This is a genomic window from Thalassococcus lentus (assembly GCF_028023555.1).
GTDB lineage: Bacteria > Pseudomonadota > Alphaproteobacteria > Rhodobacterales > Rhodobacteraceae > Thalassococcus_A > Thalassococcus_A lentus.
Map to the genome: position 1 here is coordinate 258,871 of NZ_JAQIOY010000003.1, position 13,261 is coordinate 272,131.

Sequence of the window (13,261 nt, forward strand, 5' to 3'; positions counted from 1 at the left end):
TTTCACCTCACCACATCAGCTTGCGCATATCGCCCAGCAGCGTCTTGAGCGTCACACAGAAGCGCGCGGCCAAGGCACCGTCAACGGCACGGTGGTCATAAGACAGCGAGAGCGGCTGCATCAGGCGTGGCACAAATTCCTCGCCATTCCAGACCGGTGCCATCTTGGAGCGTGTCAGACCAAGGATTGCCACCTCGGGCGCATTCACGATGGGAGTGAAGCTGGTGCCGCCGATGCCGCCCAGAGACGAAATCGTGAAGGTCGCGCCCTGCATGTCCTTTGACTTCAGCTCGCCTTCGCGGGCGGCTTTGGACAGGGTCATCAATTCCTTGGAAATCTCCACCAGACCTTTGCGATCCGCATCCTTGATCACTGGGACCATCAGGCCATTCGGTGTGTCCGCGGCAAAGCCTATGTTGTAGTAGGCCTTCTTGATCAGCTTGTCACCGTCGGGGTGAATGGAGCTGTTGAACTCCCAATGTTGCTTGAGCGCAGAGACCGAGGCCTTGATCACAAAGCTCAGCAGCGTGACGCGGTAGCCTTCTTCCTTGGCGGCGGTGTCCATCTCTTTGCGGTACTTATCCAACTCGGTGATGTCCGCTTCGTCGTTATGCGTCACATGCGGAATGTTTAGCCACGAGCGGTGCAGCGCAGGACCAGAGATCTTTTTGATCCGCGGCATTTCCACATCTTCGACTGGACCGAATTTGGAAAAGTCGACGGCCGGGATTGGTGGGATGCCCATGCCGCCAGCCGCTGGTGCACCCGGCGCAGCAGCGGGGGCTGCTGCCTTGAGCACTTTTTCCACGTCTTCGCGCAGGATGCGGCCCTTGCGGCCCGATCCGTTGACGCTGTTCAGGTCGACTTCGACACGGCGCGCAAAGGCCCTAACCGATGGAGAGGCATGGACCTTGGAAAAGCCTGCATCGGTCACTGGGGCCGGTGCTGAGGCCGGTGCAGAGGGAGCAGCGGCGGGTGCGACAGCCGCTGCGGCAGGTGCAGGGGCTGCCTCGGCCTTGGGCGCTTCGGCGGCGCCATCGGCTTCGATGATCAGAATGACGGATCCTTCGGAAACGCTATCACCTTCGGCGACCTTGATCTCTTTGACCGTACCCGCGTGTGACGATGGCACCTCCATCGTGGCCTTGTCGGATTCCAGTTCGACGATGGGGTCTTCTTCGGCAATCGTGTCGCCAACGCTGACCAGAATGGTCACAACGGGCACATCATTGAAATCGCCAATGTCAGGGACTTTTACTTCGGTTGTCATAACTTAATTCCTCCTGTCCCGGTCACGCGGTACGCGGGTTCGGCTTGCCGCCGTCGATGTCGTATTTCTTGAGAGCCTTTTCGAGGTCGGCATCTTTGATCACACCTTCGCGCCACAGATCGACCATCGCAGCCGCGGCGATATGGTTTGCATCCACCTCAAAGTGGCGGCGCAGGTTCACACGGCTGTCCGAACGGCCGAAACCGTCGGTGCCCAATACGGTGAACCGACCCGGCACGCAGGGGCGGATCTGTTCCGCGAAGTTTTTCATGTAGTCGGTCGCTGCAATGATCGGCCCTTTGACACCTTCAAGAAGTTGCGCGGCATAGGCCTTGCGTGGCTCTGCAAAAGGGTTGAGGCGATTGAAACGCGCCGCATCCTGACAATCACGCGCCAGCTCGTTGAACGAGGTGGCCGACCAGATGTCGGAGGTCACGCCAAAGTCCGCCTTCAGCATCTCGGCGGCCTTGATCGCCTGCACCAAAATGGTGCCTGACCCCATCAGGTTGACGTGCTTTTTCCCCGGCTTGGCGGTTTTGCTCATCCGGTACAGGCCCTTGATGATACCTTCCTCTGCGCCCATGGGCATTTCGGGATGGCTATAGTTCTCGTTCATCAAGGTCAGGTAGAAGAACACGTCCTCCTGATCCGCAAACATGCGTTGCAGCCCGTGCTGCACGATCACGGCCACTTCGTAGCTGAAGGTCGGATCGTAGCTGATGCAGTTTGGAACGGTTCCGGCCAGAATATGGCTGTGCCCGTCTTCGTGCTGCAGACCTTCGCCGTTCAGTGTGGTCCGGCCCGCTGTCCCGCCCAGCATAAAGCCGCGTGCGCGGCTGTCGCCAGCGGCCCATGCCAGATCACCGATCCGCTGGAAGCCAAACATCGAATAGTAGATGAAGAACGGGATCATCGGCACGCCGTGGTTGGAATAGGACGTTGCCGCCGCGATCCAATCTGCCATGGCACCGGCCTCGTTGATCCCTTCCTGAAGAACCTGACCGCTTTCAGATTCCTTGTAGTACATCATCTGATCACGGTCTTCAGGCGTGTAGTGCTGGCCGAGCGGATTGTAGATGCCCACTGAGCGGAACAGCCCTTCCATCCCGAAAGTGCGCGATTCATCGGGCACGATTGGCACCACATTTTTACCGATCTGCTTGTCACGCAGCAGCGTCGTCAGAATGCGGACAAAGGCCATGGTGGTCGAGATTTCACGATCACCGGTGCTTTCAAGCTGAGCTTTGAACTTGTCCAGTGCCGGCACATCCAGCGATGGGGCGTCGGTAAAGCGTTTTGGGAATGCTCCGCCCAGTTCCTTACGCCGTTCGGCCAAATAGGCCTTTTGCGCGTTGTTCAGCGTGACGAACGGGATGTCCTTTTCCAGTTCCTCATCTGTGACAGGGATCTGGAAACGATCACGCATCGCCTTGAGCTGGTCCAGCTGCATTTTCTTTTGCTGGTGCGTGGTGTTCTGGCCTTCGCCAGCGGTGCCCATGCCATAACCCTTGACGGTCTTGACCAGCAAAACAGTTGGCTGCCCTTTGGCGTCGCTTGCCCGTTTGAAGGCGTTGTAGACCTTCTTGGGATCATGCCCACCACGGCGCAAGGACCAGATCTGATCGTCGGTCCAGTCTTCCACCAGTGCGGCCGTCTCTGGGTATTTTCCAAAGAAATGCTCGCGGATATAGGCGCCATCCTTGGATTTGAAGGTCTGGTAGTCGCCGTCGATGGTTTCGTCCATCAACTGACGCAGCTTGCCAGAGGTGTCCTTTTCCAGAAGGTCATCCCAGCCCTTGCCCCAAAGCAGTTTGATTACGTCCCAGCCGGAGCCGCGGAAGTTGCCTTCGAGTTCCTGAACGATCTTGCCGTTGCCACGAACCGGGCCATCAAGGCGCTGCAGGTTGCAGTTCACCACAAAGATCAGGTTGTCCAACCCTTCGCGGGCGGCCAGATGGATCGCGCCGAGGCTTTCTGGTTCGTCCATCTCGCCATCACCGAGGAAGGCCCAGACTTTACGGTCCGACTTTTCGATCAGGCCACGGTTCTCCATGTATTTCATGAAGCGGGCCTGATAGATCGCCATCAGCGGGCCAAGACCCATCGAGACCGTTGGGAATTGCCAGTATTCCGGCATGAGCCAAGGATGCGGATAGGACGACAGACCACCGCCTGCGACTTCGGAACGGAAATTCTCAAGCTCTTCGACGCTGATGCGGCCTTCCATGAAGCTGCGCGCATAAATGCCGGGAACAACGTGCCCTTGGAAAAAGACCAGATCGCCGCCGTGAATTGCCGATTTGCTGCGCCAAAAGTGGTTCAGGCCCACGTCATAGAGCGCGGCGGATGAGGCGAAGGAGGCAATATGCCCGCCGTATTCGCTGCTTTCCTTGTTCCGTTTGACCACCGTGGCCATGGCGTTCCAGCGATTGATCGTCCGAATGCGCCATTCCATATCCTTGTCACCGGGAATCTCGACTTCGTCATCCGGTGAGATCGTGTTCTGATATGGGGTGGTTGCCGAAAAGGGCAGCTTGGCGCCGGCAGCGCGGGCTTGCTGAACCGCTTTATCGAGTAGGAAATGTGCCCTGTCTGCGCCATCGCGCTGGATCACATCTTCGACCGCTTCTTGCCATTCCTGGGATTCGATCGGGTCAATATCTTGGGGAGCGTCCGTCATATATCCTCTTCCCTGACTTGCGCCGCGCCGTTTGGGCGTTCACGCATAATTTGTTTAGACTTAAATTATGCTCTTAGGATTGCGATGCGGCACGGGGTCTACCCAATAACCGCAAGAGCTGTTCTCGTCTGAAAAGGGAATTAGCACGTCGCCTGACGCAGCGGCAGACAGCGCAACGCATATCATCCATGCACCATGCGCATGGCAATAGTTAAATATTAAACAATATTTCGTGCAGGCGTCTGTACAGTGCTATTTTCTTGCCGTCTCGCCGGTTTTAGCCGTTCGCGTGGCGCCAAACTTCCGCTGCCAAAGCATAGTCGCCAACCGCGATTCCCCTGAACAGTAAGGCACGAGGACCGTTTCCTGGCGCAATTCCATCCGAGACCAAATCGGTTAGATCGGCTGCGATGCGGTCTGCTGTCACCATGGGTTGCGGCATCGACAGTTCCTGCTGGCGATCGTCGACGACAACGGTCGTAAAGGCATCGAGACTGGCGGGTATCCACGGTTTCGCTGCGTCTGTCACAGAGGCAAAGGCGCTGGGCTTTAGCAACCGGGCGTCCAGAAAAGGTTCGCCGGAATAGGTGATGGCAATCGATGTCACCACGATGTCGGCATTTTCCAAGGCTTTGTCCGGGGTGTCGCAAACCTCTGATTGAAGACCCAGATCGTCGGCGAGAGCACAAAGCGTGTCGATGTTCGCCTGACCGCGCCCATAGGCCTTGATGCGTTTCAATGGGAACAAGCCGGCAAACAACTGCAAATGTGAGCGGGCCTGTACACCGCAACCCACGAAACTGATGCACTCGGACTTTGGATCGGCCAGACGAACCGCGGCGACCGCAGAAAGCCCGGCCGTGCGGACGCCAGTGATCCATTCAGCATCCATGACAGCCCGGCATTCGCCGGTGTGCGCGTCCAGCACCATGATCGCACCCGTGATGGACGGCAGACCTTTTGCAGGGTTTTCCGGACAAACGGTAACAGCCTTGAGCACCGTGAAATCGCCACTGGCCAGAGTGCTCATCATGTAGCGCCCATCGCCGGGTTGCACCACGGATTTGGGCGTCGTGATCAAGCGACCTGCGGCTTTGGCGGCGATGGCTTCCTCGATGCAGTCAACGATCCGGTCTGGCCCTATGCCCAGCCCTTTAAGGTCGTCATCATTGAACAGTCGGGGGCTAAAGGGCATTTGGGTTCTCCTGCCCGGTCATTCTCCGGGTTTTAATTTCACGACCGTGGCGGCGTCATCTTCGTTGGCCAATTCCTCGAAGTCAAAGTTGTCGAGGCGTTTGGCGCGTTTCCCGGCTTTGTCGGCGCTGATCTTGATGTCTTCAATGTCTTTGGCCGCCTGACCAAAATGACGATCGAGATTGCCGACGCGTGTTCCCAGCCGTTCCACATCGGTATGCAGAAGTTGAAGTTCTCGTCGGATGGCGCCGGCTTGTTCCCGCATGCGCGCGTCTTTGAGGATGGCCCGCATCGTGTTCAGGGTGGCCATGCATGTCGTAGGGGAGACGATCCAAACGCGATAATTGAAGCCTTCACGAACCAGTTCGGAAAAGTTGGCATGCAGTTCGGCATAGACCGCTTCAGAGGGCAAAAACATCAAGGCGCCGTCGGCTGTCTCACCTTCTATGATGTAGCGATCAGCAATATCCCGGATATGCTTGCGGATCGAAAGACGCAGCTGCTGCGCGGCACGGTTGAGCTGATCCTGCGTTTCCGCCCTGCGCAATGCCTCATAACCTTCCAGCGGGAATTTTGCGTCTACGACGATGGGGCCGGGGGGATTAGGCAAGTGGATCAGGCAGTCGGCGCGCCTGCCGTTTGAAAGCGTGGCTTGCAATGTGTAACTGTCTGACGGCAGCGCCTTGCCGACAATGTCAGTCAGCTGAATTTCACCAAATGCGCCGCGGGTTTGCTTGTTGCTCAGGATGTCCTGAAGCGACAACACATCGCCGGACAGCTTGGTGATGTTGTCCTGCGCCTTGTCGATGACCTGAAGGCGTTCCTGCAATTCGCCAAGAGACTGTGCCGTGCGCCGCGCGGAACCCTGGAGCGTTTCGCCCATGCGTTCCTGGACCTGCGCCAGCCGCTGTTCCATGAGTTGCAACATGGCGGTTTGGCTTTGAGCCTGCGCTTCGGACACGTGGGACAATCCGCCAGACAATCGTTCCTGACCTTCACTAAGCGATTGAACACGATGGCCCAGTTGCCCCAATTGCATGGCAAGCGGTTCGGCCAGACGCGCCGAACGGCCCGAGGCCCGCACCGCGAGGATCAGCAAAATCAAAAAGACCACAGCGAGCAGAACGCCCCCGATAATCACGAGCGTCACGGGGTCATCGAACGCGATCGTTGTTTCACCAATCTGGATCATGTGCGGCCAAACAGCCTTTCTATATCGGAGAGTTTGAGTTCCACGTAGGTTGGGCGGCCATGGTTGCATTGTCCCGAATGGGGCGTTGCTTCCATTTCGCGCAACAAGGCATTCATTTCTTCGGCCCGCATGCGCCGACCAGACCGGATCGAGCCGTGACAGGCAACGCGCGACAGGATCGCCTCGACCTTTTCCTGCACCAGCTGGCTGGAGCCGAAATCGGCAAGTTCGTCCAGCACATCGCGTAACAGTGCCTCGGCGTTGACTTCGCCCAGTATGGCGGGTGTTTCGCGAACTGCGATTGCGGTGCCGCCGAATGGCTCGATGCCCATGCCCATTTTGTACAAGTCATCTGACAAGGCCAAGAGCCTGTCCCGATCATCAGCAGACAGTTCGACCACTTCGGGGATCAACAGCGCCTGCGCGGCGACCCCGTTTTCGGCCATTTGATTTTTGAGCTTTTCATACACCAACCGTTCATGGGCGGCGTGTTGATCGACGATCACCATGCCGTCACCGGTTTGGGCGATGATGTAGTTTTCATGAACCTGACCGCGTGCCGCGCCCAGCGGAAGCGTTTCAACAGGGGTATCGATTTGCGCGTCGACAGGGGGCTCGGCTTCGACCACGCGGGCCGAATAGGTATCGGCCAGTTCCGCGAAACCGGCCGGGGCCTGTGCCTGATAAGCTGATGTGCGGGCGCCAAGGCTGGGCCGATCCATTTGATAGACCCTTGGAGACATCGGTTCGGGCCGCATCGCCCCAAGCGTTGCGCCCGCGACGGTGCTGGAGGCCCGGTGGCCTGCGCCGGCCAAGGCATGGCGGAGCGAAGACACAATCAATCCGCGCACCAGTCCGGCTTCGCGAAAACGCACTTCGGATTTGGCCGGATGCACGTTGACGTCCACCAAATGCGGATCGCAATCAATAAAGAGCGCGGCGGCGGGATAGCGGTCGCGAGACAGAAAGTCAGCGTAGGCGCCGCGCAGTGCGCCAATGAGCAACTTATCCTGAACAGGTCGGCCATTCACAAACAGATACTGTGCTACGGATGAGCCACGGGAATAGGTAGGCAAAGCGGCATATCCGGTCAGGCGAAATCCTTCGCGTTCGGCATCGATAGCCAGTGCGTTTTCGATAAACTCGGTTCCGATGACGCGGCCCAACCGCCCTCGAAGCGCGTCGAATAGATCCCCTTCTTCGGGATCAGCGCGGAACAGAACCCGTTCGTTGCCGCCTGAAACGTCGCGCAGCGTAAACCCGACCGAAGGCTCAGCCATGGCCAAGCGTTTGATCACGTCTGAAATGGCCTGGCGTTCGCTGCGATCCGTCCGCAAGAATTTCAGCCGGGCCGGGGTCGCAAAAAACAAATCGCGCAGCGTAATGATTGTTCCGGGATTGATGGCACAAGGTCGGATGGCACCGATTTGGCCGCCATTCACAGTGATCTCATGGGCGTCACCACCGCGAACCCGGCTTTGGATCGTGAGCCGCCCAACCGCACCCAACGAGGGCAACGCTTCGCCGCGAAAGCCGAATGAATGAATGTCCAGAAGATCGCTGCCATCGATCTTTGATGTTGCGTGACGTGAAAGCGCGAGGGGCAGATCCTCTGCGGTCATGCCGCACCCGTCATCAATGACCCGGATCAGGGTTTTGCCACCGTCGGCAACCTCGATCGTAACTCTGCGTGCGCCCGCATCGACTGCGTTTTCGACCAGTTCTTTGACGGCGGATGCAGGACGTTCCACCACTTCACCAGCCGCAATGCGATTGATGGCGGTTTCGTCCAGTTGCCGTATTTCCGGGCGCATGTTGGGGTCATGGGCATTCATCCCACTAGAACTAGCAGGCCAGAGACGATTCTGAAACGGGCCAGCGATCCGATTTCCGGACGCGGTTTCAGGGCTTATGTCGCTGTGAGGAATTTAAATTCAAAATCCCCATTCCCATTGTCATTTTATTACGTTAACGATTCTGAATATATCGTAAACCTGTGGAGTGTTCTGATGCTTGTCCCCTTGATCACCTATGAGACCATCGCAACCTTCTACGGCGAGGAATTCGCAAAGACATGGTTCCGGCCAGTGTCGCTGGTTCGGCCAACAAAAAACTAGACGGTTGGTTCGTCCAAAAGCGGATCAGGTGCGAAGACCGGCATTTGAAACACAAGGAGTGTCTCCATGAAATCTGAAACAGTGGGCTCGGCAACTCTGGAGACCTGGTCCGTGGAAGAGGTGGAGCAGGCCTTTGCCGCGAATGAAATCGTCCTGATTGATGTGCGCACCCCTCAGGAATACATTTTCGAACACATCGAAGGCGCGCTGCTTATGCCAATGGCGTTCTTCAAGGCCGAAAAACTGCCCGGCCAAACCGAAAAACGCATCGTCCTGCATTGCGGATCAGGAATTCGGTCTGAAAAGATGGCACGCCTGGCAATAGATGCAGGCGTCACCAAGATTGCGCATATGGACGGTGGCTTTGGCGCGTGGAAGACGGCCAAGAAACCCTACATCGGAACCGATATGGCCTCTGGCGCACCCAAACGGGTCGGCTAGGGCAGGCTCGCGTTTACTGAAGATCCGAGAAAGCCTCTGCCAAGCGGTTGGCTGCTTCGACTACGCGCGCCCGAGGTGTCGCAAAGTTGAACCGCATGAAGCTTTCACCGCCACTGCCAAAGGTCGGACCATGGTTCGCGGCGATCCGCGCGCCCTGTTCCACCCGTTTCGTGAATTCGTCGCGTTCCATTCCAGTACCCGAAAAATCCACCCAAGCCAGATACGTCGATTCCATGGGCATCGAGCGGAGACCGGGAATGGTGTTTACCACGGCATCAAAGGCCTGCCGATTGCCATCAAGGTATTCTACCAGCTCGTCCACCCAAGCGGCGCCTGCCGGTGAATAGGCGGCTTCGGCCATGAACAGCCCGAAACTGTTGGGGGATATGCCCAATGCACCCATTCGCGCACTAAACCGGGCCCGCAGATCGTCGTCGGGGATGATGACATTGCCAATGTGGCTGCCAGCAATGTTGAAGGTTTTCGTCGTGGCCGTCATCATCACAAGCCGTTCAGAAACACCGTCATCGACCAGTGGCATTGCCGTGTGTTGGTTGCCCGGCATGACCAAATCATGGTGGATTTCGTCCGACACGAGGATGAGGTCGTGGCGTTTTGCGAATTCGGCCACGCCTTTCAACTCGGCACGGCTCCAGACCCGTCCGCCCGGATTGTGTGGTGAGCACAAGATAACCAACCGCTCATTTCCAGTCATCAACCGGTCGTAGGCGTCGAAATCCATCTCGTAGCGGCCGTTCTGCTGCACCAATGGGCATTCCACCACTTCGCGACCGGCCGCCTCTATGACCCGCGCAAAGGCATGGTAAACCGGGGTAAACAGAATGACGCCGTCACCGGGTTTGGTATAGGCATCGACACACAGGCCGGTTCCATTGACCAATCCATGTGTCGAGAAAATCCACGAAGGCTCGACCGACCAGCCGTGGCGTTCTTTCATCCACCAGCAAATGGCATTCCGATAGGCCGCATCGTCCCCGTAGTAGCCATAGATTCCATGGTCAGCCATTCTCGAAACGGCATCCTGTACACAGGCCGGCGGACGAAAATCCATGTCTGCAACCCACATGGACAGGCCATCGTTCGCGGGCACACCGTAGAGCCGTTCCATCATGTCCCACTTCACCGAGTGGGTGCCAAAGCGGTTAATGTCCTCATCAAAGCGGCTCATGGGTGTCTCCTGTCATTGTTGCTCTATTCGTCAGGCAGTGGGGCGGCGGGTGCAAGGGCGAAAAGTGCGATGACGCGCATTCCTGCCGGTTTCAAAGCGTGTAACCGCGATACGTGGCGCTGGTTGCGCACCAAGCATTGCGCATCGTGCCTTTCCGGCCTAAATCCAAGCGCATGAAACGTCCTATTCTGATCCACCCTGATCCTCGCCTCAAAAAGGTCGCCAAAGCGGTCGACGATATGTCAGACGACCTGCGGGTGCTGGCCGATGATATGCTCGAAACCATGTATGCAGCGCCGGGCATTGGTCTTGCTGCGCCGCAGATTGGTGTGATGTCCCGGCTGATCGTGCTGGATTGTGTGAAATCCGAAGAAGAAGAGCCGCGCCCACTGGTGATGTTCAACCCAAGGGTTGTGGCCGCTTCAGACGAGCAGAATGTGTACGAAGAAGGCTGCCTGTCGATCCCGGATCAATACGCGGATGTCGAGCGCCCCAAAATCGTTGATGTCGAATGGATGGACGTAAACGGTAACCTGAAGAAAGAGACCTTTGACGGGCTTTGGGCAACTTGCGTCCAGCACGAAATCGACCACCTCGAAGGCAAGCTCTTTATTGACTACCTCAAGCCGCTCAAACGGCAGATGATCACGCGCAAGATGGTCAAGCTGAAAAAAGAAATGGCGCGGGAAAAGGCGTGAGCGTTTTATCCATATTGCGCTGGCCGGATGCGTGCTTGTCGCAGGTTTGCGAACCGGTTGCGCAAGCGTCCGACGTGGCCGATCTGGTCGAGGATTTGTTTGAAACCATGTATGACGCACCGGGGCGCGGTATTGCCGCGCCGCAGGTCGGGGTCATGAAACGTGTTTTCGTCATGGATGCCGGGTGGAAAACCGGGGACAGAACACCGCGTGTCTGTATCAATCCGGTGATCGAGTCGGCGTCAGAAACAAAGGTTCCCAGCAGCGAAGGATGTTTGTCCTTTCCCGGCATCACGGTTGCGCCACAACGCCATGAACGGATTGTCCTGCAATACACGGACCTTGATGGTGTTCGTCAGTCTGCAGAGCTTGATGGCTTTGAGGCGATTTGCGCGCAGCATGAATTGGATCATCTGGATGGTCTCATGCATTTTGACCGTCTGGACCCGGATGCGCGCGCTGCGCACCTCAAGGAATATGAAGCTCTGCCATGACGGTTCGCCCATGCATTCGTTGGCCCGACAAACGGCTTCGCACTGCGGCAGCCGACGTTCCCGAGATCACCGAGGACGTGCGTAAAATCTGGCGTGACATGATCGACACAATGGAGGCAATGCCCGGGGTCGGGCTGGCTGCACCGCAGATTGGCATCGGGCTTCGGTTGGCTGTTGTTGATGCCTCCGAAGACCGCGGGCAGGCCGTGTGCATGGCGAACCCAGAAGTTTTGCACGCTTCGGTTCAACTGCGCGCCCATGATGAGGCCAGCCCCAATTTGCCGGGTGTTCACGCAAGGATCGAACGGCCACGCGCAGTGACAGTGCGGTTCATGGATGAGCACGGCGTGATTGTTGAGCGCGACTACGTCGGGCTTTGGGCCACGTCGGTGCAGCACCAGATCGATCATCTGGCCGGAAAAATGTATTTTGACCGCCTCAGCAAAGTGAAGCGGGACATGTTGATCAAAAAAGCGCGCAAGCATGCCTAGCGTACGCCGTCCGCGGTTTTTTTGTTCAAGTGGCAAGGTTTGAAAGAGGCAAGACACCATATGCGTGTTGTATTCATGGGAAGCCCGGATTTTTCAGTGCCGGTTCTGGAGTCTTTGGTGGATGCAGGCCATGAAATCGTCTGCGTGTACAGTCAGCCGCCGCGCCCTGCCGGACGTGGCAAAAAGAACCGGCCAACAGCCGTTCAGGCCAAAGCTGAGGAACTTGGGCTACCGGTTCGCCACCCGGTTTCGCTGAAGGACGTGGAACAACAAGACGCGTTCGCGGCGCTGAATGCAGATGTGGCGGTCGTGGTTGCTTATGGTCTGATCCTGCCGCAAGCGGTTCTGGACGCTCCCCAAAAGGGATGTCTGAATATCCATGCTTCCTTGCTGCCCAGATGGCGGGGCGCTGCACCAATCCATCGCGCTATCATGGCGGGAGATCAGGAAACCGGCGTCTGCATCATGCAAATGGAAGCCGGGCTTGATACCGGGCCGGTTCTGTTGCGCGAGACAATGCCCATCGGCCCGGAAGAAACGACCGGATCGCTTCATGACAAACTGAGCGCGCTGGGCGCGGAGCTGATCGTTAAGGCACTTGGTACTCTGCAGGACTTGACCCCCGTGGCCCAGCCGGACAAGGGCGTGACCTATGCGGCCAAAATCGACAAAGCCGAAGCACAGGTCGATTGGGCGCGCACAGCAGATCAAGTCAGTCAGCATATCAGGGGGTTGTCTCCGGCGCCCGGCGCATGGACGACGCACGCCGGTGAGCGCATCAAAGTGCTGGGTGCAAAAATGTCGGACGGGCAGGGCTCACCCGGAGAGGCACTGGATGCGGCATTCACCATTGCCTGCGGCCGCGGCGCGGTGCAGGTTACACGGGCGCAGCGTCCGGGCAAGGGCGCGCAGGACGCACAGGAATTTCTGCGTGGGCATCCCGTTCCGCGCGGGACCAAACTGGGAGAACGCTAATGTTTCCGACCATGATTGGAACTGTCGTCATTGCAGGCATCGTTGGTTATGCCTCTGAGCGATCAGGTTTTACCCACAATGGCATCGTGCAAAGCATCATCATCTGTATTGGTGGTGCGTTTCTGGCCTTTTTCATTTCGTTGATGTTCGGCATCGGCTTTCGGTCGCCGGGGATCAACGCCATCTTTTCGTCAATCGGTGCTCTTGTCATCGTTCCAACCCATTGGAGGAAGTAAGCCATGCCAATTGTCTGGCTCATTGTGATCGGGGCCGCTGCCGGCTTCTTGGCAACGCGTTTCATGCGCCTGAATCTGGGCACGCTGGAAACCGTTGGCATCGGAATTGCAGGCGCTTTGATTGGCGGGCTCATTATCCGATTTTTGCTTGTCATCACGGGGATGCTGGCCGGGCTGGTTGGCGCGGTCTTGGGGGCGATGCTGCTCTTGTGGGTCTGGAAGACCTACCTCCAGAAATAACCTCGCACTAAACTGACAAACGAATGCGTTTTGTGCACAGCTGC

At 57.5% G+C, this 13,261-nt stretch carries 13 protein-coding genes; 7 read left to right on the forward strand and 6 right to left on the reverse strand.

Annotated elements, in window-relative coordinates; translation table 11 throughout:
• Nucleotides 1-7: 7 nt before the first annotated feature.
• The 5 genes from aceF to mutL form a co-directional block, all read right to left on the reverse strand.
• On the reverse strand, nucleotides 8-1,270 hold the full coding sequence (gene aceF / locus PFY00_RS10295; protein WP_271432470.1) for a dihydrolipoyllysine-residue acetyltransferase: 1,263 nt from the start codon (nucleotides 1,268-1,270) through the stop codon (nucleotides 8-10).
• Nucleotides 1,271-1,292: 22 nt separating this feature from the next.
• Nucleotides 1,293-3,950: a pyruvate dehydrogenase (acetyl-transferring), homodimeric type gene (aceE, locus tag PFY00_RS10300; RefSeq protein ID WP_271432471.1), complete on the reverse strand. Its 2,658-nt coding sequence runs from the start codon at nucleotides 3,948-3,950 to the stop codon at nucleotides 1,293-1,295.
• A 277-nt stretch (nucleotides 3,951-4,227) separates the two neighbouring features.
• Nucleotides 4,228-5,145 carry an ornithine cyclodeaminase family protein gene (locus PFY00_RS10305; protein WP_271432472.1) on the reverse strand — a complete coding sequence of 306 codons (918 nt, stop codon included), beginning with the start codon at nucleotides 5,143-5,145 and terminating at the stop codon, nucleotides 4,228-4,230.
• A gap of 18 nt (nucleotides 5,146-5,163) precedes the next feature.
• Complete coding sequence (locus tag PFY00_RS10310) at nucleotides 5,164-6,336, reverse strand: DNA recombination protein RmuC (protein WP_271432473.1); 1,173 nt, start codon at nucleotides 6,334-6,336, stop codon at nucleotides 5,164-5,166.
• Entirely contained in the window at nucleotides 6,333-8,171 is a 1,839-nt protein-coding gene (gene mutL / locus PFY00_RS10315; RefSeq protein ID WP_271432474.1) for a DNA mismatch repair endonuclease MutL, read from the reverse strand. The genes PFY00_RS10310 and mutL overlap by 4 nt, the downstream gene beginning before the upstream one ends.
• 348 nt (nucleotides 8,172-8,519) lie before the next feature.
• Between mutL and PFY00_RS10320 the strand changes: the two genes are divergently transcribed.
• Complete coding sequence (locus PFY00_RS10320) at nucleotides 8,520-8,894, forward strand: rhodanese-like domain-containing protein (protein WP_271432475.1); 375 nt, start codon at nucleotides 8,520-8,522, stop codon at nucleotides 8,892-8,894.
• Nucleotides 8,895-8,907: 13 nt separating this feature from the next.
• On the opposite strand, the gene PFY00_RS10325 is transcribed toward PFY00_RS10320, so the two are convergent.
• Nucleotides 8,908-10,083: a MalY/PatB family protein gene (locus PFY00_RS10325; protein ID WP_271432476.1), complete on the reverse strand. Its 1,176-nt coding sequence runs from the start codon at nucleotides 10,081-10,083 to the stop codon at nucleotides 8,908-8,910.
• 173 nt (nucleotides 10,084-10,256) lie between these two features.
• Between PFY00_RS10325 and def (PFY00_RS10330) the strand changes: the two genes are divergently transcribed.
• The 6 genes from def (PFY00_RS10330) to PFY00_RS10355 are packed head-to-tail and all read left to right on the forward strand — an operon-like array spanning nucleotide 10,257 to nucleotide 13,217.
• Entirely contained in the window at nucleotides 10,257-10,781 is a 525-nt protein-coding gene (gene def / locus PFY00_RS10330; protein ID WP_271432477.1) for a peptide deformylase, read from the forward strand.
• Nucleotides 10,778-11,275, forward strand: a complete 498-nt coding sequence (def, locus tag PFY00_RS10335) for a peptide deformylase (protein WP_271432478.1) — start codon at nucleotides 10,778-10,780, stop codon at nucleotides 11,273-11,275. The genes def (PFY00_RS10330) and def (PFY00_RS10335) overlap by 4 nt, the downstream gene beginning before the upstream one ends.
• Nucleotides 11,272-11,766, forward strand: a complete 495-nt coding sequence (def, locus tag PFY00_RS10340; protein WP_271432479.1) for a peptide deformylase — start codon at nucleotides 11,272-11,274, stop codon at nucleotides 11,764-11,766. The genes def (PFY00_RS10335) and def (PFY00_RS10340) overlap by 4 nt, the downstream gene beginning before the upstream one ends.
• 60 nt (nucleotides 11,767-11,826) lie before the next feature.
• Nucleotides 11,827-12,741: a methionyl-tRNA formyltransferase gene (gene fmt, locus PFY00_RS10345; RefSeq protein ID WP_271432480.1), complete on the forward strand. Its 915-nt coding sequence runs from the start codon at nucleotides 11,827-11,829 to the stop codon at nucleotides 12,739-12,741.
• On the forward strand, nucleotides 12,741-12,977 hold the full coding sequence (locus PFY00_RS10350; RefSeq protein ID WP_271432481.1) for a hypothetical protein: 237 nt from the start codon (nucleotides 12,741-12,743) through the stop codon (nucleotides 12,975-12,977). The genes fmt and PFY00_RS10350 overlap by 1 nt, the downstream gene beginning before the upstream one ends.
• Nucleotides 12,978-12,980: 3 nt before the next feature.
• Entirely contained in the window at nucleotides 12,981-13,217 is a 237-nt protein-coding gene (locus PFY00_RS10355) for a GlsB/YeaQ/YmgE family stress response membrane protein (RefSeq protein WP_271432482.1), read from the forward strand.
• The last annotated feature ends 44 nt before the right edge of the window (nucleotides 13,218-13,261 follow it).